The sequence below is a fragment of the Gilliamella sp. Imp1-1 genome, assembly GCF_001690415.1.
GTDB lineage: Bacteria > Pseudomonadota > Gammaproteobacteria > Enterobacterales > Orbaceae > Gilliamella > Gilliamella bombi.
This window is the reverse complement of sequence record NZ_LZHK01000021.1, coordinates 20,582-40,159: the sequence shown is the minus strand read 5'-3', so window position 1 is coordinate 40,159 and position 19,578 is coordinate 20,582. Positions and strand designations below refer to the sequence as shown.

Annotated in this window: 29 protein-coding genes and 1 pseudogene; all 30 read left to right on the top strand. The window is 37.3% G+C overall.

The window, feature by feature from the left end:
• The first annotated feature begins 54 nt into the window (after positions 1–54).
• The 30 genes and pseudogenes from A9G38_RS02505 (at position 55) to A9G38_RS02370 (ending at position 19,447) form a co-directional block, all read left to right on the top strand.
• Positions 55–294, top strand: a complete 240-nt coding sequence (locus tag A9G38_RS02505) for a helix-turn-helix domain-containing protein (protein ID WP_034910089.1) — start codon at positions 55–57, stop codon at positions 292–294.
• Positions 281–1,036 carry a hypothetical protein gene (locus A9G38_RS02500; RefSeq protein WP_051634134.1) on the top strand — a complete coding sequence of 252 codons (756 nt, stop codon included), beginning with the start codon at positions 281–283 and terminating at the stop codon, positions 1,034–1,036. The genes A9G38_RS02505 and A9G38_RS02500 overlap by 14 nt, the downstream gene beginning before the upstream one ends.
• A 2-nt stretch (positions 1,037–1,038) precedes the next feature.
• On the top strand, positions 1,039–1,695 hold the full coding sequence (locus A9G38_RS02495) for a hypothetical protein (protein WP_051634133.1): 657 nt from the start codon (positions 1,039–1,041) through the stop codon (positions 1,693–1,695).
• Positions 1,696–1,863: 168 nt separating this feature from the next.
• A complete protein-coding gene (locus tag A9G38_RS02490) occupies positions 1,864–2,046 on the top strand; it encodes a hypothetical protein (RefSeq protein WP_034910088.1) in 183 nt (60 codons plus the stop codon).
• A 2-nt stretch (positions 2,047–2,048) separates the two neighbouring features.
• Positions 2,049–2,492: a recombination protein NinB gene (locus A9G38_RS02485; protein WP_034910087.1), complete on the top strand. Its 444-nt coding sequence runs from the start codon at positions 2,049–2,051 to the stop codon at positions 2,490–2,492.
• Positions 2,492–2,650, top strand: coding sequence for a hypothetical protein (locus tag A9G38_RS12165; protein ID WP_176713216.1), 159 nt, complete (start codon positions 2,492–2,494; stop codon positions 2,648–2,650). Before A9G38_RS02485 ends, A9G38_RS12165 begins: the two co-directional genes overlap by 1 nt.
• Before the next feature lie 150 nt (positions 2,651–2,800).
• Positions 2,801–3,349 carry a recombination protein NinG gene (locus A9G38_RS02480; RefSeq protein WP_034910086.1) on the top strand — a complete coding sequence of 183 codons (549 nt, stop codon included), beginning with the start codon at positions 2,801–2,803 and terminating at the stop codon, positions 3,347–3,349.
• Between the two features lie 3 nt (positions 3,350–3,352).
• On the top strand, positions 3,353–3,949 hold the full coding sequence (locus tag A9G38_RS02475; protein WP_034910084.1) for an antiterminator Q family protein: 597 nt from the start codon (positions 3,353–3,355) through the stop codon (positions 3,947–3,949).
• A 167-nt stretch (positions 3,950–4,116) separates the two neighbouring features.
• Positions 4,117–4,956 carry an endonuclease gene (locus tag A9G38_RS02470; protein ID WP_080702290.1) on the top strand — a complete coding sequence of 280 codons (840 nt, stop codon included), beginning with the start codon at positions 4,117–4,119 and terminating at the stop codon, positions 4,954–4,956.
• Positions 4,957–5,307: 351 nt separating this feature from the next.
• The gene (locus A9G38_RS11555; protein WP_080702289.1) at positions 5,308–5,532 is read left to right on the top strand and encodes a phage holin family protein; all 225 of its coding nucleotides are present in this window, start codon (positions 5,308–5,310) and stop codon (positions 5,530–5,532) included.
• A complete protein-coding gene (locus tag A9G38_RS02460; RefSeq protein WP_034910083.1) occupies positions 5,492–6,025 on the top strand; it encodes a lysozyme in 534 nt (177 codons plus the stop codon). Before A9G38_RS11555 ends, A9G38_RS02460 begins: the two co-directional genes overlap by 41 nt.
• 67 nt (positions 6,026–6,092) lie before the next feature.
• Entirely contained in the window at positions 6,093–6,461 is a 369-nt protein-coding gene (locus A9G38_RS02455) for a DUF2570 domain-containing protein (protein ID WP_034910082.1), read from the top strand.
• Positions 6,358–6,588: an Rz1-like lysis system protein LysC gene (gene lysC / locus A9G38_RS12720; protein WP_080702288.1), complete on the top strand. Its 231-nt coding sequence runs from the start codon at positions 6,358–6,360 to the stop codon at positions 6,586–6,588. The genes A9G38_RS02455 and lysC overlap by 104 nt, the downstream gene beginning before the upstream one ends.
• 458 nt (positions 6,589–7,046) lie before the next feature.
• Positions 7,047–7,553 carry a Rha family transcriptional regulator gene (locus tag A9G38_RS02450; RefSeq protein WP_034910081.1) on the top strand — a complete coding sequence of 169 codons (507 nt, stop codon included), beginning with the start codon at positions 7,047–7,049 and terminating at the stop codon, positions 7,551–7,553.
• Between the two features lie 9 nt (positions 7,554–7,562).
• The gene (locus tag A9G38_RS02445; RefSeq protein WP_034910080.1) at positions 7,563–8,165 is read left to right on the top strand and encodes a hypothetical protein; all 603 of its coding nucleotides are present in this window, start codon (positions 7,563–7,565) and stop codon (positions 8,163–8,165) included.
• On the top strand, positions 8,165–9,667 hold the full coding sequence (locus A9G38_RS02440; RefSeq protein WP_034910079.1) for a hypothetical protein: 1,503 nt from the start codon (positions 8,165–8,167) through the stop codon (positions 9,665–9,667). The genes A9G38_RS02445 and A9G38_RS02440 overlap by 1 nt, the downstream gene beginning before the upstream one ends.
• Positions 9,667–11,049, top strand: coding sequence for a DUF4055 domain-containing protein (locus A9G38_RS02435; protein WP_034910078.1), 1,383 nt, complete (start codon positions 9,667–9,669; stop codon positions 11,047–11,049). Before A9G38_RS02440 ends, A9G38_RS02435 begins: the two co-directional genes overlap by 1 nt.
• 3 nt (positions 11,050–11,052) lie before the next feature.
• Positions 11,053–12,114: pseudogene (locus A9G38_RS12715) on the top strand (hypothetical protein); the annotation flags it as partial.
• Between the two features lie 649 nt (positions 12,115–12,763).
• Positions 12,764–12,949: a hypothetical protein gene (locus tag A9G38_RS02425; protein ID WP_034910077.1), complete on the top strand. Its 186-nt coding sequence runs from the start codon at positions 12,764–12,766 to the stop codon at positions 12,947–12,949.
• A gap of 79 nt (positions 12,950–13,028) precedes the next feature.
• Entirely contained in the window at positions 13,029–13,796 is a 768-nt protein-coding gene (locus tag A9G38_RS02420; protein ID WP_034910070.1) for a hypothetical protein, read from the top strand.
• 14 nt (positions 13,797–13,810) lie between these two features.
• Positions 13,811–14,788, top strand: coding sequence for a major capsid protein (locus A9G38_RS02415; RefSeq protein ID WP_034910069.1), 978 nt, complete (start codon positions 13,811–13,813; stop codon positions 14,786–14,788).
• A 37-nt stretch (positions 14,789–14,825) separates the two neighbouring features.
• Positions 14,826–15,305 carry a DnaT-like ssDNA-binding protein gene (locus A9G38_RS02410; RefSeq protein WP_034910068.1) on the top strand — a complete coding sequence of 160 codons (480 nt, stop codon included), beginning with the start codon at positions 14,826–14,828 and terminating at the stop codon, positions 15,303–15,305.
• Positions 15,306–15,307: 2 nt separating this feature from the next.
• Positions 15,308–15,658, top strand: coding sequence for a hypothetical protein (locus A9G38_RS02405; protein ID WP_202961523.1), 351 nt, complete (start codon positions 15,308–15,310; stop codon positions 15,656–15,658).
• A complete protein-coding gene (locus A9G38_RS02400) occupies positions 15,659–16,108 on the top strand; it encodes a hypothetical protein (RefSeq protein WP_034910065.1) in 450 nt (149 codons plus the stop codon).
• A gap of 3 nt (positions 16,109–16,111) precedes the next feature.
• Positions 16,112–16,519 carry a phage tail terminator-like protein gene (locus A9G38_RS02395; RefSeq protein ID WP_051634131.1) on the top strand — a complete coding sequence of 136 codons (408 nt, stop codon included), beginning with the start codon at positions 16,112–16,114 and terminating at the stop codon, positions 16,517–16,519.
• A 14-nt stretch (positions 16,520–16,533) separates the two neighbouring features.
• Positions 16,534–17,193, top strand: coding sequence for a phage tail protein (locus A9G38_RS02390; RefSeq protein WP_034910064.1), 660 nt, complete (start codon positions 16,534–16,536; stop codon positions 17,191–17,193).
• Between the two features lie 10 nt (positions 17,194–17,203).
• Positions 17,204–17,515: a phage tail assembly chaperone gene (locus A9G38_RS02385; RefSeq protein ID WP_034910063.1), complete on the top strand. Its 312-nt coding sequence runs from the start codon at positions 17,204–17,206 to the stop codon at positions 17,513–17,515.
• Positions 17,515–17,820 (top strand): DUF1799 domain-containing protein, encoded by a 306-nt coding sequence (locus tag A9G38_RS02380; protein WP_034910062.1) that lies wholly within the window; start codon positions 17,515–17,517, stop codon positions 17,818–17,820. Before A9G38_RS02385 ends, A9G38_RS02380 begins: the two co-directional genes overlap by 1 nt.
• A gap of 120 nt (positions 17,821–17,940) precedes the next feature.
• The gene (locus A9G38_RS02375) at positions 17,941–18,378 is read left to right on the top strand and encodes a hypothetical protein (RefSeq protein ID WP_034910061.1); all 438 of its coding nucleotides are present in this window, start codon (positions 17,941–17,943) and stop codon (positions 18,376–18,378) included.
• Between the two features lie 247 nt (positions 18,379–18,625).
• Positions 18,626–19,447, top strand: coding sequence for a phage antirepressor N-terminal domain-containing protein (locus tag A9G38_RS02370; RefSeq protein WP_051634130.1), 822 nt, complete (start codon positions 18,626–18,628; stop codon positions 19,445–19,447).
• Positions 19,448–19,578 lie beyond the last annotated feature (131 nt).

Sequence of the window (19,578 nt, the reverse complement as noted above, 5' to 3'; positions counted from 1 at the left end):
CAAGCAAAAACAAAAGATAATATTTACAACATAAGTTGTTAAAAGAGAGTTTGTATGAAAAATAAAGCAATTGAGAAAGCTATTTTAATTACGGGAAGCCAGAAAAAATTAGCTGATGCGTGTGGAAAAACTCAGACATCAGTATGGAAGTGGCTGCACGGATTGTCTGATGTTAGTCCTGAACATGTTCATTTAATAGTAAAAGCAACCAATGGGGAAGTTGCAGCTTGCGATATTAGACCTGATTTACCAGAACTTTTCCCAAGAAAGAGGGTAAGCAATGAACGCAGTTGAAATATTAAAACTAATAGGGCGTCCGAATGCCTATTATCCTAAGCTAGCTAAGCCACTGGGTGGTGTGAGTCCTGCTGTTTTATTCTCACAATTATTTTATTGGCAAGACAAGGCTACGTCTGATTTAGGTGTGTATAAAACACGTGATGAGCTTGAAGATGAAACTGGTTTATCTCATAACGAACAAAGAACGGCTATCAAAAAACTAAAAGAAAAAGGCGTGTTAATTGTTACAGAAAAGAGGTTAGAGCATAAGACTTTTTACAAGATTGATAATGAAAAAGTTAATCAAGTTTTAAGCGATTTCGCCAACTCTATAACTCAATCATCACGACAGATGAAAAGTAGTTACCCCGATCTCTACAATGTAGATGTCGAGACGACTACAAAATCAAGTTCGTTATATCAAGAGAATACTACAAAGACTACTACAGAGAATACTACAAATATTATTGCGAATAAATCGCAACAGCCAAAGCGACCTTGTCAGTTTCCTGATGAATTTAAACCGAACGATCATCATCGAGATATAGCGATGAATGAAAACATCAATTTGGATAATGAGTTTGTTAAATTCAGGGATTACTGCTTGGCGAATGGCAAAAAATATATTGATTGGAATGCGGCTTTTAACAACTGGTTACGCAATGCTAACGGTTATAAAAAATCAAATAAACCACCTGAAAAATTCATGACCCTTGCCGAGCGTAACAGGGCAGTTTTAGAGAGTATGAGGGCTTAACCATGGCAAAGATTACAGATGAATTTTTAGCGGTTATTGGTGGATTACTTGAGGTTTACGGACAGCAAGCAAGCACAGTCAAGGTCAATATTTACTGGTCAACACTTGGGCAATATCCGATTCAATCGTTAAAAGCCGCTGCGCATGCTTGGGTGCTTAAAAGTCAATTTATGCCTAAGCCTGCGGATTTAATCAAGCTAATGGGCGGTTCAAGTAATCATTTATCACCAGATGAAGCATGGTCGATTGCAATACTTGCTAGCGATGAAACCAATACGGTTGTTTGGACTAATGAAATAGCAAAAGCATGGTCACAAGCTGAGATTGTCTACCGAAATGGCGACAAAATTGGAGCAAGACGAACATTTATTGATGCATATGAGCGAATGGTTGACGAATCGATGATGTACGGACGAGCTATCGAGGTGTTTGTCTCCCAAGGTAGCGATAAAGCAAAGCGTGCTGATGCTATAAACCATGCTGTTTTTACTGGGCTATTAACGCAAGAGCGAGCTAATCATTATCTACCAAAACCAGAGAATACGTTTGCAATGTTGGAATGCAAAACTGAGCGGGGAGCATCAAGTAAAAGCATGATGCATATTGCTAGCATTAAGCAGATGTTAAAAACAGGTAGAGCTTGTGTTGCAGAGAGTTAACCACTGCCACCAAGGACGTTATCACATGCTCGACAAAATAGCGTACGACTATGTGAGAGCGATAAAGAGCAGGGGAGCGGATACGGTACAAATTAAACAGCAATTAGCAGAACGAGTAAAAAAATATTCAGAAGAAGACAAAATTAAATTGAGGGAGTTAATACAGAAATGGCTTACAAAATAACAGCAGAAGTTAAAAAAGGTTGGCAAGCGTGGGGAACGGTTGTGTTGCGTCGTGATTCAAGACTCACAGAAAAAGGTTTAATAAAAACGCTGGCTACAGTTGAGAACTCATTTGGTAATTCTAAAGTTGATGTGTTGGTCCGTAATTTTGAGTGTGTGAGGGTTTAGAAGTGATTAAAGAAATACGATTAACACATGAACAAGCACGCAACACAGCGATTAACGTAATAAATCAATTACCAGTTGATAGCGAGCATCCATTGAGGATTGTAATTGATGAAGACAATCGCACGTTAGCACAAAATCGCATGATGTGGGCTGTTTTAAATGATATCGCAAAACAAGTTGAATGGAACGGAGAAAAGCTCACAGCGGAGGAATGGAAACATCTAATTACAGCTAATCTGCACGGTCAAAAATGCGTAAAAGGCATTCAAGGCGGACTGGTGTTTATGGGACTATCAACTAGAAGAATGAATAAAAAAGAGTTTGCTGATGTAGTGACTTGTGCCGAACAGTTTGGGGCTGAAAACGGCGTTATATTTAGCTCAGATGCACAGGAAGCGATTCGACTGGCTGAACAGTACAAAGACCAATTATCAAAGGTGGCATGATGAACAACGAACACTTGGAACAACTGAAACGATACGATGATAAAGAGCAAGAATTAGAGCGAGCAATAGCAATAGTTAGAGAGCAACGCAGAGAATACATTAATCAGCATAATTTAAATAGAGTTAACGACAATGCCGAAGAAACACAAATTAATTAAAACTGATTTTAAATGCCCAGAATGCAATGGAGCTTGTTTGCACAACGTTGACTTGGATTTATTTGTCTGTAATAGACCATTGGTTGGTGTTAACGGAGAAGCAAAAGGCTCTTGCGGTAAGTTTTACAAGAATAAAGCGAAGTTCAGACGATGAAGAGAGAAATAAAGCATAAAAAATGTAAAAGTTGTGGTAGAAAATTTGCGCTATTTAACTCGCTCGCTCAAGTATGTTCTATTGATTGTGCTATTCAATATGCAAAAGATAACAGCGTTCAAGAGCGAACCAGAATTAAATTAACGCGAATAGCAAAAGAGAGCATAAAAACACGCTCAGAGCATTTAAAGGAAGCTCAAACGATATTTAATGCATTCATTCGAGAGCGAGACAAAAACGAGCCGTGTATTAGTTGTGGACGCTATCACACGGGGCAATATCACGCAGGGCACTATCGAAGTGTTGGCGCATGTCCAGAGTTACGATTCTGTGAGCTGAATGTACATAAACAATGTTCAGCATGTAACAACCACAAGTCCGGTAACATTATTGAATACAGAATTAATTTAGTAAAAAAAATAGGTGTAGAAAAAGTAGATTGGTTAGAGGGGTATCACGAACCAAAAAAATACACGATAGAGCAAATAAAACAGATTAAAGCTGAGTATAAGCAAAAATTAAAAGAATTAAAAAAGGGTGGGTAACAAATGCTAGCAGAATATGTATACGTTGATGATGAGCCAAAGGAAATTGTAAAACCAGTTACGCGGGTTAGGTTTCAATCTGATTACGATATTACTGACGTGTTGAGATTGTGGGGGAATTGGTCAAGAAAAAATTATTATTCAGAACAAAAATCGCCATCTTTGTTTGAGAATCAACAAAAAAAATACAAAGAATTGTGTTCTGATGATGATGCTATGCTAATAGATTCTGCGTTAATTGCGTTATCAAAAACTAACAGGCAAGCAGCAGAGCAATATAATGTTTTGAAGTTATTTTATTTCGGAGAAAAACAAACGATTGAAGATTACGTAGCAGCAACTGGATTCGGAAGAAAACTTGAGCGATTAGCATTCAACGGAACTATCAGTATTATAAGCGCAAAGGATTTTAACAAGCAAACAAAAAACATTATAAAACCACTATCTGTTGTTGATATTGCAAAAAAAATGAATATTGATAGAGCGAAAATAAAATCAATGAAAGAAGGTGGTGAAAATCATATTGTAGGTCATTTAAGCGCAATAACGCTGCTAACAGGTCAGCGTTTAGATATTCTAAATAGCATAACATACAAATAAATTTACAATTTATTTAAAAAACACTTGAAATGCTAACATGAAACTGATATAAATATATCAACATGAAATTATTGTATGTAAAGCTCGCAAATGAGGGCTTTTTTGTTTTCATTTTGTAATTTTTTATATTAAACTGCGTGTTTTTTAAACACAGGTAATATTAAATTATGAAAAAATTAGTTTTAATCTTGGTTTTATTTTTATTATTCCCGCCGATTTCAAATGCGAAAAACTGTAGAAAAGGCATACCGTGCGGCAATTCATGCATATCGGCTTCTAAAACGTGTCGAATTGGAACCTATTCAGTAGCACCGACGCCAAAGCCGAAAAAGCCAAAATCAACACTAACGCCAACATCTAATCAAGTTGCAATTAGTAAGCAAAATTTTGACAATGCAAAAACTCAGCTTACTAAGATATACAAATCAAATCCAGAGCAAACCGAATTTTATTGCGGATGTGATATTTCATGGACAGGTAAAAAAGGTGTTGTAGATTTTGGTAAATGTGGTTATAAGCCCAGAAAGAATTTAAATAGAGCGTCTCGCATTGAATGGGAACATGTTATGCCAGCCGAAAATTTTGGTAGACATCTGCAATGTTGGCGAGATGGTGGGCGTAAAGCGTGTAAAAAAGATGTTACCTTCAATCAAATAGAAGGGGATATGCATAACTTACAACCAGCAATTGGCGAAGTAAATGGAGACAGGTCTAATTATCGTTATTCGCAGTTTACTAAAGAATTTACACAGTACGGACAGTGTAAAACTGCTGTAGATTTCAAAGAAAGAAAACTTCAACCTCGTAACGAAATTCGTGGGATGATAGCACGTACATATCTCTATATGTCTGATAAATACAAAATTAATTTATCTAATCAAGAAGAAAAGCTGATGGCAGCGTGGGATAAAATGTATCCGCCACAAAAATGGGAATGTGAGCGTAACAAACTGATAGAAAAAATTCAGGGTAATGATAATAAGTTCATTACTTCACAATGTAATTAATTTAAGCCGACGAAAGTCGGTTTTTTATGTCCAAATTTCATGCATGTCGGCGACATTGATGTCGTCGAGTCGTGACCGCGCCTAAACCTCTGTAATTACGTTTAGGTCAATCATTTTCAAGGGTCTAAAGCTCATACGGTATGAACGGTCAACTCATAAATGAAAGGTAGCTGATTCGAGTCCAGCTAGACCCACCATAACAGTCCCCTTCATAACCTCTACACAATCTGGATAAATCTGGTTTGTGATACGTTTGGGGGCATCTACAGAATCGACAGCAAAGCTAGACACACACATAACTAACATTTAGCTAGTACGCTGTCACATCATTAACTAACAAGAATATTTATTATGGAAAAATACACTTCACCGATTTCGTATTTCTGGGGAGCTATATGCACTCTATTTGGTGCGCTCAGTTTGAACGATATTGCTATTGTGGTTGGTATTATTTTATCAATAGCGACGTTTATTATTAACTGGGTATATAAACGCCGAGATTTTTATCATAAAAAGAATTTGAGAGAACAATACTATGAAAAACACAACAAGAATAGCGACGAGTGCGATTTGTAGTGTTTCAGTAATCATCGGGATTGTTATTGCTAATTACTCAGACGAAATCAGAACGAGCAAGGCAGGGCTTGAAATAATCGGTAATGCTGAATCATGCGTAAGAGAGCCATATTATTGCCCCGCTAATGTGTTAACAGTAGGTATCGGCTCAACGGGTAATATTCAGCAGAAGGTTTATTCAGACGAGGAAATAGCGGAGCGTTGGGTTGGTGATATCAAAACTGCGGAGCGGTGTGTTAATCGCTACGCTAACGGTTTTCATCTACCACAGCCTGTTTTTGATGCTGTTACTTCGATTACGTTTAATTGTGGTTGTTCAAACATGCGGAAATCAATGATGTATAAACATCTGAACAACGGTGATTATAAAGCAGCTTGTAATGAGTTTCCAAGGTGGAACAAGGCAGGCGGTAAGGTTTTGAATGGCTTAGTAATCAGACGAGAGAAGGAGAAAGCGTTATGTCTATCTTATGCTTTATCATCGCTTCAATAATGGCGGTTAAAGATGTCAACGGTTGGGGTTGGTTTTTATTTGTGTCGTTATTATTGAGTGATTCATCATGTTCAAATTGTCTAAAGTAAATATAGCGAACACGGCATTAATCATTATCGGCTTTGTATTTACTATCTATTTCGGTTACAACAATTATCAAGAGAAGAAACAGCTCAAAAAAGATAATGCTGAACTGTTCGGAAAAATCGAACAGTTGAACCAGGACATCACTAGAAACAACCAAATTATAGCAGATAACGAAAATAACAAACGTGAGCTAGAAAATCAGTCTATTGAACGGCAGGAGCAAATCAATGAGCAACTCAAAAATAATGACTGCGCTAGTCAGTTTGTGCCTGTGCCTGTTTCTAACAGCTTGTACAACAGAGCGAAAGGTTTACGTCAATCGACCGATACCGGCAAATTTGCTCAGTGATTGTCTGCCGAATTTACCGTCCAAAAAAATGACGTTCGGCGATAGTTTGAAATATAACGAACATTTATTAAATGTTATTGAAAAATGTAATGCGGATAAAAGAGCGATAAGGGAAATTAGTAATTAGTGCTGTACTAACTCAGATAAATAATTTATAATAAATGTGCACTTAGAGTAACATGATCAAATAAAGTTATTAAGCAATTTGTTACATTTCTATCTGTATCATGTTTAATTTCTTCGTACTAGGGGATCTGGCTTCTAAGTTTGGCGACCGTGAACCAACTCCCCTTAAAACTACTAACTTAGATACTCCTCATTAATAGTTTTTCAATTAACTACCAGTATAAATAACTATTCACTTTTACCGCATAAACTATAAAAAATCCCGAGCAGTTATAAAAAATAACTGCATATTTAATCAAACCGCTTCGTGCGGTTTTTTTATGTCTGAAATTTGCCATCACACGGCAGACAACAAGAGCCACTTAGGAATGAGTTTTAGAGGGAATCAGATGGTTTTCATGGTTACCTCTCTTGACTGGTTCCCTGTGTGACTAAAACTCATTTCTAATGGAGAACACCATGAATATTATTAAATTTGATTTTAACGAAATGGTTACTTTACAAGGTAATCAAGTAATGACGACATCGTTAAAAGTTGCCAAATATTTTGGAAGAAAGCATAAAACAATATTAAGGGCAATTAGAAATCTAAATTGCTCGAAGAAGTTTAACGAGCGCAATTTTGTGCCCGTTAATTATATTGATGAAAAAGGCGAGGCTAGGGAAATGTACAACCTTACCAAAGATGGCTGCATATTTTTAATTATGGGGTTTACTGGAGAGAAAGCTGCGCAAATTAAAGAGGCATACATCGAAGCGTTCAACTGGATGGCTGAGCTGCTCACTAAATTACAAAATAGCTACATGAAACAACATAATGATTTAATGCTTGAGTACATGAAAGAAAAAGATGTAGCTAGCATGTCAGGGCGTTTATTACGACGCTGGGGCAAAGAGAAGAAACCAAATTTAATAAACAGGATGCAAAAACTACAAGAGCAATCACAAATTCAATTATTAATTTAAGGAAAGATTATGATAAAGCCAGACTGGGAGGCTATCGAATCAGCCTACAGGGCTGGTTTGTTGTCCATAAGAGAGATAGCAAGTAAAAACGGGATAACCGATGGCGCTATTAGGAAAAAGGCAAAAAAAGGAAATTGGTCTAGAGACCTATCAGAAAAGATTAAAAATAAGTCTGATGAATTGGTACGCACTAAAGAGGTACGCACAAAGGTACGCACGGAAAACTCATTATCAGAAAGGGTATTAATTGAAGCTAACGCCGAAGTAATAGCCAATATTCGCATGGAACACCGAGGCGATATTCGTAAAGCTCGTAATATTACCAACGCCTTATTTGAAGAGCTTGGTACTGAATGTGCAGATATAGAGGCATTCAAAAAACTTGGTGAGTTATTAGCAAATCCAGACCAAAACGGTAGGGACAAACTCAATGAAGTTTATATGTCCGTCATATCCATGCCAGAAAGAGTTAAATCAATGAAAGCATTAAGTGAAACACTTAAAAACTTAATCACTTTAGAGCGACAAGCTTACAACATTGACGACACACCAAAAGATAATTCAGTTGGCCAACTTTCGGATTTAATGGATAAACTATCACGGGAGGGTTAATGTTATCTCCTGGTCATTTAAAAAAACTCAGTAATAAGCTTTGGCGTTTAAATAACCTCTACTACATCACGGATAAAGCAGGTAAGCAAATTCGCTTTATGATGACACCTGAGCAGCTTGAATACTTTGAAGGTATGCACACTCGAAATATCATCCTAAAGGCTCGTCAATTAGGATTTACTACCGAGGTGTGCATTATTCAGCTAGACGCGGCATTATTTGAATCAGCCAAGTGTGCGTTGATTGCTCATACTCTAAATGATGCTAAACGATTATTTAGAGAAAAAGTAAAATATGCGTATGACAGGTTGCCAGAAGAAATAAAGCAAGCGAATCCTGCTAGTAATGATGCCGCAGGTGAGTTGGTATTTAAAAAAGGTGGCTCGCTTTATGTATCAACTTCATTCCGTGGAGGCACGCTTCGTTATCTGCATGTTTCTGAGTTCGGTAAAATTTGTGCAAAGTTCCCAGATAAAGCTAAAGAAATTGTTACCGGTGCTTTTGAAGCTGTTGCTACCGGGTGTTTCATTACAATAGAAAGCACCGCAGAGGGTAAAAGTGGTTATTTTTACGATTACTGTAATACAGCTGAAAAAGCCCATATTCAAGGCAAGCCTTTATCATCACTTGATTGGAAGTTCTTTTTTTTCTCTTGGTGGAAAAATCCACTCTATGCGATAGAGCCAGTTGAACAATTACCGTCTAGATTAGAGGAATATTTTAGCGAGATAAAAGCTAAGTACGGTATCAACTTTACCGAACAACAAAAAGCTTGGTATCACGCTAAAGAGAAAACGCTTGGCGATGATATGAAGCGTGAATATCCATCTATCCCAAGCGAAGCATTTGAGCAATCAATCGAGGGCGCTTACTATGCAAGGCAATTCAGAGAACTATACAAAGAAAAACGCATTACCACGCTACCCGATAATAGCCATTTAGATGTTTGCACTTATTGGGATTTGGGTATTGGTGATTCAACCGCTATTTGGTTTGTGCGTAAAGTGGGTGAAGAATTTCACATCATCGACTACTACGAAAATAGTGGCGAGGGTCTCAGGCACTATATGAAGGTCCTGAAAGATAAAGCCCAAAAGCTTGGTTATGAATATGCTGAGCACTGGGCACCGCATGATATTGATAATCGTGAATTATCGGGTGATGGTAAGAGCCGTAAACAGATAGCAAAAGAAGGCTATGAAATTGACGGCGAGAAATACAGTATTAAGTTTAATGTCGCACCAAGGCTTAGTGTTGATGATGGCATCGAATCAGTTCGTGAAATTCTTCCGCTTTGTGCATTCGATGCAGGTAAATGCGAACAGGGTATTGCTTATTTAGAAGCATACCGAAAAGCATGGGACGATAAAAACGGCTGTTGGCGAGATAAACCGTTACATGACCACACATCACACGGCGCGGATGCGTTTAGATATTTTGCTGTAGCTAATCGAAATGCACGCAGACAAGCTTTTACAATTCAAATGGAAACAACATTCTAATGAATCATGACATTACTTTTATTCGACCTGAGCACAAACAAGCATCTATTAACTGGGAAAAAATGCGGGATGTTTGTGCTGGAGCTGAAATAATTAAATCAAAAGGTAATCAGTATTTACCTTATTTAGATCCCACAGATAAGAGTGAACGTAATAAAAAACGCAATCAAGATTATATTGCAAGGGCGGTTTTTTATAGTATTACTGGTCACACAAAAATTGGTTTAATTGGCATGGCTTTCCGCAAAAATCCAACAATTAGCATCCCTAACAAGTTGGAATATCTTAAAACTAATGCAGATGGTGCTGGAACAAGTATTTACCAACAGTCACAATCAACGCTTGAATCAGTATTAGAAGTTGGTCGTCATGGTCTGTATGTTGATTATTCCTCAGATTCTAATGAGGCTATGATTTTATCGTATAAAGCAGAAGATATTATTAACTGGCGAACACAACGAATTAACGGCAAAGATAAGCTAGTTTTAGTTGTTCTTCGGGAAGTAGTTGAAGTCTCTGATGGATATGGTTTTAAAGATATCACTCAATACAGAGAGTTAGCCATTGAAGAAGGCAAGTTTATCTGTAAGGTTTGGCGTCGCACAGGAGAAAATAACAGTGGACCTTATGAAATTGATTCTATTTATGAGCCAAAACCAAAAAATGAAGATCATTGGCATGAAATTCCATTTACATTTGTAGGTGCTCAAAACAACGACCCAACAATTGATGATTCCCCTTTATCTTCATTAATTGAAATCAATTTAGGACACTATCGTAATAGTGCTGATTATGAAGATAGTTTGTTCTTTTGTGGTCAGGTTCAGCCTGCAATTATCGGATTAGACACTGAATGGCGAGATTTCTTGGAAAAGAATGGTGTCAAGATTGGATCTCGTACCCCATTATTACTTCCTCAGGGCGGTAATTTTGTTTACGCCCAAGCACAGCCTAACACTTTAGCTAAAGAGGGTATGGACGATAAGCGCAATTATATGGTGGCACTAGGCGCTAGGTTAATAGAACAAAACTCATCAGCTAAAACCGCAACACAAGCTAATGGTGATCAAACAGCATCAACATCCGTACTCGGTATATGTTGCTCTAACGTGTCGGAGGCTTACACGATAGCACTTAAATGGTGTGCTCATTATCTTGGGGTAGTGGTTGATAATATTGTCTGTTCTATCAATCAAGAGTTTATTTCTAAGATTGCTGATGCTGGCATGATTACCGCTATTGTTAGCTCATGGCAATCAGGCGCAATCAGGGATGAGGATATGATACGTGCAATGCAAAAAATAGATATCATTGACCCAAGCGCAGATCCTGAAACCGTCAAGCAGGAGCTAAAAGACGCAGATCCTCAGTTGCTGGATTAATTTATGACAATTAACAAAAAACTTCGCGATGAAGCAATTTATCACCGCGTTAATCTGGTTGGTTATGAGCATAATTTAATAAGAGAATCACTTAAACTTCTAAATGTCGTTGATCAACAGTTAACAGCCCAGCTATATATTGCGTTAGATGATTTATCTTCTAGTGAATTTAAAATATCACGACTTGAATCAATGCTCAGTAGTGTTAAGTCATTAAATTCATTTTCTGATTATCTCTTTGGTGAATTAAATGCATTTAGTGAATATGAGAGTAATTATCAATATTCACTGTTTGAATCGTTATTATCCGATATTGTTAAAACTAAATACCCTTTAATGCAGATATCGCCCAATCAGTTATTTGCGGTGGTAAAAGCAAAACCATTTCAAGGGCGATTATTGTCTGAATGGGTAAGCAATATCGAAGATGACAGACTTAAACGTGTTACAAATGCCGTTAGAACTGGTTATGTAACTGGCGAAACCACTGAACAGATTATTAGAAGAGTGAGAGGTACTAAAAAGAACAATTATAAAGATGGCGTTTTAGAAACGAGTAAGAGAAACGTATCATCATTAATTCGCTCAGCTGTATCTCACACAGCCGCCGTTTCTCGTGATGAGTTCGGAAAGGCTAATAGCGATTTAATAAAAGGCAAGCAATGGTTATCTACGCTTGATACTAGTACTACTCCGATGTGTATTATTCGTGATTTAAAACAGTATACATTAGATAACCAGCCTATCGGTCATGACATTCCATACGGTGACGGACCGGGTAAATTACATTTTTGTTGTCGGTCTGTTGAAACGTTTATACTAAAAAGTTATCGTGAACTAGGGATCGACATTGATGAGGTGCCAACTGGCATACGAGCATCAATGGATGGTCAAGTTCCTGCTAAAACATCTTATCTTGAGTGGCTAAAAACACAATCACAGGAGAGGCAAGAGCAAATATTAGGGGTAGAAAGAGCGAGGTTATTACGAAATGGAGAAATTGAGCCAGAAAAGTTTTTCACTCGTGATGGACACTTATTAACAATTGACGAATTAAACAACCAACTTAGTGGTCAACTTTCAAATTTAAGAACAGTTGAAGATGTTGAAAATTGGATGCAAAGAAAAAGCATAGCTGCTAATGTTAAATTTCCGAAAGATACATCTCTCGAAAGCGCTAAAGATGTTGCTGAAATATCAGAAGATATTATTAAAAGGTTCAATTTATCAAAACTCTCATGGTTAGGGACAAAAGATAAATTTTCGGAAACTGCGGCTGGTGCTTATAATTTATCTCAAAACTCAATTCACATGGCGCAATGGATGTTAGACCCAAGCGAATGGGAGGCAATTGCAGAAAACGCCGCCATGCTAGGGTTTAAAGATATGGCCATTTATGAAATTGATTTATCTCCAGATAAAAAACAGCTAGCACGGATAATTGCTAACTTGGATGTTTTACCTTACGCATCAGTTCAAAGCATAAAAGGAACAATAGCGCACGAATTCGGGCACTATCTGTATTATCAAGATGAGAAGTATTTATCTAAAATCACTCAAATTGCATATAATGACAAATGGGCGCATGTGCTAAGTTATTATTCTTCTGATTCAAATGAAGAGCTTTTTTCTGAAAGCTTTGCTTTGTATATGCTTGGCGATACTGAATCGAGAAAGAGAATTCATCCTTTAATACTAGAATGGTTAATAAAACATGACAAACGATAATCTAAGAAAGGTCCACGCTTTAATTCAAAAACAGCCGTGGGATGATGACATCTTAGTGGAGATACAAAAGTTGATTGATAACGAGCCAAATTTAGCCATTAAACGTATGATGGCTATGAGTATGAGTGCAGTTACCAATAAAATGGAAAACAGCAAAACAATAGATAAATAAATATTCATTAACATCTACAAGGTCGCTATATGCGGCCTTTTTTATTTTCAGAGCAAAGCTCAAATCCTGAGGGGAAATTATGTTATTTAGAGAAATCAACCGAAAGTTTTATTCAGAAGCGCAAGAAGGTGGCGATGCTGGTGGTGGCGCGACAATCACCCCAGAAGTGCAAGCCTTAATTGATAAAGCAGTTGCTGAAAACACGCAAGGCTTAAAAAATAAAAATAATGAATTGTTAGGTAAACAAAAGGCATTATCTGAAAAACTAAAGCAGTTTGAAGGGATTGATCCTGACGCCGTCAAAACAATCTTACAGCGATTTTCAGATGATGAAGAAGCAAAACTTATTTCAGCAGGGAAAATCGATGAGGTATTAAACAAACGCACAGAGCGGTTTAGAAGCGAGTTTGATAAAAAACTCAAAGCAGAACAAGAACGAGCCGATAGCGCGCAAAAAAAAGCTGAAAAGTATAGCAGTATTGTACTTAGCAACAAAATGACTAATGCGGCATTGAAAGCGGGAGCGTTACCTGAAGCATTAGAAGATATTAGTTTACGTGCCAAAGGCATGTTTATTTTAAGTGATGACGGCGAGGCTGTCGCAGTAGGACAAGATGGCGAACCTTTACTTGGTAAAGACGGTAAAACTCCTTTAACACCTCAAGAGTGGGTGGAATCATTAAAAGATAATGCTCCACACCTATTTCCAAGAGCTGAAGGCACTGGAGGAGGAGGACATAAGGCAGGTGGTTCCAATTTAGTTCGTTCAAAAATGACCAGTACGGAAAAACACAACTACATCCAGAAATATGGTCAACAAGCATATTTAAAATTACCAAAAGATTAAGAGGAAGTTAAATAATGGCAACAACAGTAAATACAGATTTAATCATTTACAACGATTTAGCACAAACCGCATTTTTAGAGCGACGCCAAGATAACTTGGATGTATTTAATGCGGCATCTAATGGTGCAATTCTTATCGATAATGAATTAATTGAAGGAGATTTTCGTAAACGGGCATTTTACAAAGTTAACGGCTCTATTGATCCACGTGATGTTAATTCGGTTGATCCTGTTACAGGTAAAAAAATCGGCGCAGGCGAAGCTGTGGGCGTCAAAGTACCGTGGAAATATGGACCCTATGAAACAACAGAAGAAGCATTTAAACGCCGTGGGCGTGATATTTCTGAATTTTCAGAGGTGATCGGCGTTGATGTGGCAGATGCAACATTAGAGGGCTACGTTAAATATGCCATCAATTCTCTAATGGCTGCGATTGGTGCTAACACTGACATGACAGTAACCGCAGATATCGCGACCGATGGGAAGAAAACATTAACTAAAGGATTACGCAAATACGGCGACAAATTCAATCGTGTTGCTTTATTTGTTATGCATTCTACAACCTACTTTGACATTGTAGATCAGGCAATGGATAACAAGCTATACGAAGAAGCTGGCGTTGTTGTTTACGGTGGACAACCAGGTACATTAGGCAAACCTGTATTAGTTACCGATTCTGCGCCAGTTGATGCGATTTTAGGTTTAGTTGCAAGTGCTGTAAAAATCACTGAGTCACAAGCTCCGGGCTTCCGTTCTTATGACATCAATACGCAAGAGAACCTAGCAATCGGATATCGTGCAGAGGGTACAGTTAACATTGATTTACTCGGTTATAGTTGGGATACATCAAAAGGTGCTAACCCAGATTTAGCCAAGCTAAGCAATCAAGTTAACTGGAAAAAACACTTTGACAGCAATAAATCTACCGCTGGCGTTTTAATCAAACTAGGAGCGCCAAACGTTAACAGCAGATCTGCCAAAGTAAATAATTAAAACAAAGGGCTTTACGCCCTTTTTTATGGAGCAATGAATGATTAATGCCGATCCTAATTCTAGCAACTTTAACAGTTATGCAAGCATTGATGATTTAGAGCATTTTGCTAACGCAAGAGATATAAGTTTACCTGACAATAAAGAATCATTGCTCATTAAAGCAATGGACTATTTGAATGGATTAAATTGGGCAGGTAAGAAAGCCAAACAAAGCCAAACTTTACCATTTCCTAGAAAGAATATTGTTTTGGATGGCTATTTATTACCTAGCAATGAGATCCCAACTCCACTAATAACAGCTCAATGTATGTTAGCTATTGAGGCTATTTCGGATGATTTATTGCCTAGTGTGCGTGAGGCTCCAGTAAAGTCGGAGTCTATAGCTGGTGCGTTAACAGTCGCTTATGCGGTCGATGAATCTGGCTTTAAACCGCAGTATACGGCTGTTATGTCAATATTGGGCGATTTGGTTGTTAGCAGTGGGTTCTCAATAAATTGTATTGCCGAGAGGTCGTGATGGTGAACTTTTATGAACGTTCATTTAATACAGCCTTGAAGCTCCTTTCAAAATACGGAATGGAATACTCAGTATTAAGAAAGGGTAAGGTCTCGATTGTTAACGGTAAAGAAGTTATTACCGAAAATCAAACCTTTACAACAATTGGCATAAAAACCAATTACAACCCGATTGAGATTGACGGAACAGTTATTCAGTCTGGAGATGTTCAGATGGTTTTTTCTGCTGATGTTGAGCTGAAAATCAACGATATTGTAATCATTGACGGTGAAAAATATCTGATTAAACAGCCAAATCCAGTAAAACCTGCTGATGTTCTTATATGCTACAAATCACAGTTAAGGAAAGCGTAAATGTCGAATAGTCAAAATTTTCTATCGTCTATCAATGCGTTTGTAGATAAAGCGAAAGCAAAAAATGAGCTTGTAGTTAAAAAGGCTAGTATCGAAATCTTGCAAGACATTATCAGAATGTCACCAGTAGGACAGCCTGAATTATGGCAAGGTTATGCACCCAAAGGCTATGTCGGTGGACGTTTTCGTGGCAACTGGCAAGTTACCTTTAATGTGCCTGCATCTGTTGAACTAGATAGAATTGATCCATCAGGAATGGACACGTTAAAAGATGGTATCGAGCAGATTGGGCGGTATACAAATGGTGTTCAGTCAATCTACTTTACTAACAACCTACCTTACAGTGTGAGATTAGAGTTTGGACACTCTAAACAAGCGCCTAACGGTATTGTCAGGGTCGCCGCACTAAATGCTCAAGTTCATTTTGAAAACACCACAAAAGGAGGTTAATAATTGATTTCGACAATTTCAGAATTGCTCGAATCGCATCTAGATATCATTGCCAACCAGCTAGGTTTACCAATCATTTATGAAAACATTGAAGCAACACCTAATGACGAAATATACTTGAAATCTAACATATTGCCAGCAATCACAACCAGCTTTGATTTGGGCGGTAATTCACGGATTTACAAAGGAGTTTACCAAGTTAGCGTAGTTGCTCCAATTAACACTGGTAAATCACGCTCTCAGCAAATATCAGAAGCGATTATTAAACATTTTAAGCTCAACACAGAGTTAACCAAAGATAATTTTTCACTCTATATCAACTCAATACCAAGCGTTTATCCTGCTATCACAGATAAAACCACTTACACCATCCCAATTAGCATGAATTACCGTGCTGATACATTAATTTAATTAGGAGTTTTACTATGGGTTTTGCATTACCTAACGGCGCACGTGTTTACGTGCAAAAATCAAAAGGCGAGGCTTTAGCATTTGAAACTATTACAAACGCCAAAGAAGCGGTTGTTACATTGAAAGCGAATCACGGGCTTGTGGTCGGTGATGAGGTTCTAATTGCTTCGGGTTGGACAAAATTAAATAATGCGGTTGCTAAAGTATCGAAAGTTAATAATTTAGAGGTCATTCTTGGCAATATTAACACGACAAATGTCATCGCATTTCCTGCTGATGAGGGTAGCGGAACATTAACTAAAATTACAGCGTGGGAAAGATTACCACAGGTAAAAGAGGTTGCTACTGAGGGCGGTGAACAACAATTTGTTCAAATTCAATTTTTGGATGATGATACAGAACGACAATTACCAACCATTAAATCAGCAAAAAGCAAAAGCTTTACTATTGCTCATGACAGCTCTTTGCCGATCTATCCTTTATTGCAGGAATTAGATCAGACGAACGATGTGGTAGCAATGAAAATGTATGTACCAAAAGCAAAAGAAACTCGCTACGACGCTGTACGTGTGTCATTTGACCCAACACCTGAAACAGCTATTAACGAAATTGAAACTGTAAAAATCAATACAACAGTCGAATCACCCGCAATCACATTTTACAAAGATAAATAAGGATAACTAAATGGCAAAATTTAAATTAGTCGCAGAACCAACGTTTAAGTGTAATGTCTTAATTCCTCGTGCAGGTCAAGAGGACGGGCAAATCGAACTCACTTTTAAACATTACTCAGCAGATAAGCTCGCTAAACTTGAAGATGAAGTTAAAGATAAACAAATCGTCGATCTTGTCATGAAAATAGTTCAAGGTTGGAGTTTGGATGAAGAATTTAATCAAGAAAATATGCAAATCTTATTAAATAACTATCCTGCTGCTTGGCGTGCGATAACCGATACATACTATAAAGAAATGTTAGGTCAGCGCGAAAAAAACTAATTGAACTTGCCATTGCTCTATATACCCCCGAGCCATCAAAAGATGAACTGGCGGCATTCGGTCTAACCGAAGATGATTACGCTGATGAGTATGTAGAAATATGGCAAGACAATTTAGATGTTTTTAAGCTATTTAAAGCAATGTCCACCCAATGGCGTACAAGCATGGGTGGCGTTACAGGGCTTGATTACAATTGTTTACCGTGGGTTATGAAAGTTAACAACATAGCTGAAAACGAGACTATTTTTAACGATATTCAAATCATGGAAAGCGAAGCCCTGAAATTAATGCATAAATCAAAATAATTATTAGTTTAAAGGGTAACATTTGAAAAGTCACCCATCAGTCAAACCGCCTGAAGGTGGTTTTTTATTGCTCTTAGTTAATAAATTTCATACTATTACCCAAAAACTAAGGAGAATGGTATGAAAAGAATTTTACTAATTAGCTTGGTTAGCTTAGTTTTATTTGGCTGTGAAGAAAGAAAAGTAACTGAGGAAATGCTTATTGGGGATTGGAGATGTGATTTTGCGCAACAAATTGCTAAATGGAAAGATGGGGCTTTTCAGGATTACGGCAAGATTGAAAGAGGTAAAGATTTAATAAAATATTTTATGAAAGATGGAACTCTGTATTTTAATTTTGGGAATCCGACTTCTTACCCATTTAACCTAGCTTCCTATTATGATCAATCGGAAATTATTAAGTTTCTCGATAATCATAATATAAAACAACAAAAATCTATAACGTACATTTCTCATGACAAATATGAAACTGTAGATGTAATGGAAGACATTTACACCAATAATAGTGAAAACATTAAAACAAAAACCAAATTAGTTTGCGAGCGAGTTCAACAATAAAAAATTACATATTTGTTGACTAACAGATCAAATTAATTGTATATTCTTGTTCAGGTCTCAAAACCTAAACAAAGCGGACACCGCCCCGATAGCATGCGGATTTTTTACGTCTAAAATTCAATGTCGAGAGGGCGAGGAATAAAATACCTTAGGGAAATAACTCCAGCCTTTCTTTGTTAGGCTTTTGAGCCTCTCGACACCCATTTAAATGGGTAATAATCTCAAAAAAATAAACAAAGGATATAGCATGTCAAACACAAAATTAGAAACAATTCAGTTTCACAATCAACAATTAATCGTTCTTAATCACCAAAACAAACCTTATATTGCAATGAAGCCAGTTTGCGAAAATATTGGGTTAGATTGGGCCGCTCAGCTTAAAAGAATCAAGCGACATCAAGTATTAAGCTCAGGTATGGTCATGATGACCACACCTTCAAAACAAGGTTTACAAGAGTACGTTTGCCTACCAATCTCAATGATTAACGGCTGGCTATTCGGTATTGAAACTAGTCGAGTAAAACCAGAAATCAGGGCAACACTTGAACAATATCAATTAGAATGTTTCGATGTACTTTATAATCACTTTATGCCAAAAGTAGCGCAACAATTCCCTAATACGATTTCGCCCGAACAACAACAGCAAATCCAACAGGCTGTCAACGAGCGAGTTTATCGAACAGGTGAACGACATCAAGCGGTTTATTCAAAGTTTCATCAGCAATTTAAGATACCACGTTATCAAGATTTGCCAGCTAGTAAATTTGACGAAGCTATAGAGTGGCTTGGTGGTGTGCATTCTCGAAGTGGGTTGTCTGATGAAGATTTATACAATTTGGCTTGGTTATATAAAGTAGCTGATAGAATGCGTCACCATATAGAGTTGGTAGAGCCTGCATTGCGTGCAATAGATTCACGTTTTACGGGTGCTTTTTACTCCATGGCTTATGATTACAAATATACGTTAAGACAGGCTAGAAAAGTTATTGAACGGGAAACAGCGCATATAATTACAAGTCATCTTACTACAAACTGGAATAAAGTATTACCAATTATTCGACATCATTAATTAAATAATATTTAAATACAAACCACCTTCGGGTGGTTTTTTTACACCCATTTCAGCTACTACGAACTTTTATGCCTAAGTGGCTGTTTATTTTGAATGGCATGAGGAAAATATGCAAAATTTAATAAAAT

What these genes read in the sequence shown, in the direction of transcription:
- A9G38_RS02400 (WP_034910065.1), top strand. Translation starts at nt 15,659, where the DNA reads ATGTCGAATAGTCAAAATTTTCTATCGTCTATCAATGCGTTTGTAGAT.
- A9G38_RS02420 (WP_034910070.1), top strand. Translation starts at nt 13,029, where the DNA reads ATGTTATTTAGAGAAATCAACCGAAAGTTTTATTCAGAAGCGCAAGAA.
- A9G38_RS02495 (WP_051634133.1), top strand. Translation starts at nt 1,039, where the DNA reads ATGGCAAAGATTACAGATGAATTTTTAGCGGTTATTGGTGGATTACTT.
- A9G38_RS02470 (WP_080702290.1), top strand. Translation starts at nt 4,117, where the DNA reads ATGAAAAAATTAGTTTTAATCTTGGTTTTATTTTTATTATTCCCGCCG.
- A9G38_RS02370 (WP_051634130.1), top strand. Translation starts at nt 18,626, where the DNA reads ATGTCAAACACAAAATTAGAAACAATTCAGTTTCACAATCAACAATTA.
- A9G38_RS02445 (WP_034910080.1), top strand. Translation starts at nt 7,563, where the DNA reads ATGATAAAGCCAGACTGGGAGGCTATCGAATCAGCCTACAGGGCTGGT.
- A9G38_RS11555 (WP_080702289.1), top strand. Translation starts at nt 5,308, where the DNA reads ATGGAAAAATACACTTCACCGATTTCGTATTTCTGGGGAGCTATATGC.
- A9G38_RS12165 (WP_176713216.1), top strand. Translation starts at nt 2,492, where the DNA reads ATGAACAACGAACACTTGGAACAACTGAAACGATACGATGATAAAGAG.
- A9G38_RS02500 (WP_051634134.1), top strand. Translation starts at nt 281, where the DNA reads ATGAACGCAGTTGAAATATTAAAACTAATAGGGCGTCCGAATGCCTAT.
- A9G38_RS02460 (WP_034910083.1), top strand. Translation starts at nt 5,492, where the DNA reads ATGAAAAACACAACAAGAATAGCGACGAGTGCGATTTGTAGTGTTTCA.
- A9G38_RS02410 (WP_034910068.1), top strand. Translation starts at nt 14,826, where the DNA reads ATGATTAATGCCGATCCTAATTCTAGCAACTTTAACAGTTATGCAAGC.
- A9G38_RS02480 (WP_034910086.1), top strand. Translation starts at nt 2,801, where the DNA reads ATGAAGAGAGAAATAAAGCATAAAAAATGTAAAAGTTGTGGTAGAAAA.
- A9G38_RS02390 (WP_034910064.1), top strand. Translation starts at nt 16,534, where the DNA reads ATGGGTTTTGCATTACCTAACGGCGCACGTGTTTACGTGCAAAAATCA.
- A9G38_RS02385 (WP_034910063.1), top strand. Translation starts at nt 17,204, where the DNA reads ATGGCAAAATTTAAATTAGTCGCAGAACCAACGTTTAAGTGTAATGTC.
- A9G38_RS02440 (WP_034910079.1), top strand. Translation starts at nt 8,165, where the DNA reads ATGTTATCTCCTGGTCATTTAAAAAAACTCAGTAATAAGCTTTGGCGT.
- A9G38_RS02450 (WP_034910081.1), top strand. Translation starts at nt 7,047, where the DNA reads ATGAATATTATTAAATTTGATTTTAACGAAATGGTTACTTTACAAGGT.
- lysC (WP_080702288.1), top strand. Translation starts at nt 6,358, where the DNA reads ATGACTGCGCTAGTCAGTTTGTGCCTGTGCCTGTTTCTAACAGCTTGT.
- A9G38_RS02455 (WP_034910082.1), top strand. Translation starts at nt 6,093, where the DNA reads ATGTTCAAATTGTCTAAAGTAAATATAGCGAACACGGCATTAATCATT.
- A9G38_RS02490 (WP_034910088.1), top strand. Translation starts at nt 1,864, where the DNA reads ATGGCTTACAAAATAACAGCAGAAGTTAAAAAAGGTTGGCAAGCGTGG.
- A9G38_RS02415 (WP_034910069.1), top strand. Translation starts at nt 13,811, where the DNA reads ATGGCAACAACAGTAAATACAGATTTAATCATTTACAACGATTTAGCA.
- A9G38_RS02475 (WP_034910084.1), top strand. Translation starts at nt 3,353, where the DNA reads ATGCTAGCAGAATATGTATACGTTGATGATGAGCCAAAGGAAATTGTA.
- A9G38_RS02375 (WP_034910061.1), top strand. Translation starts at nt 17,941, where the DNA reads ATGAAAAGAATTTTACTAATTAGCTTGGTTAGCTTAGTTTTATTTGGC.
- A9G38_RS02425 (WP_034910077.1), top strand. Translation starts at nt 12,764, where the DNA reads ATGACAAACGATAATCTAAGAAAGGTCCACGCTTTAATTCAAAAACAG.
- A9G38_RS02435 (WP_034910078.1), top strand. Translation starts at nt 9,667, where the DNA reads ATGAATCATGACATTACTTTTATTCGACCTGAGCACAAACAAGCATCT.
- A9G38_RS02505 (WP_034910089.1), top strand. Translation starts at nt 55, where the DNA reads ATGAAAAATAAAGCAATTGAGAAAGCTATTTTAATTACGGGAAGCCAG.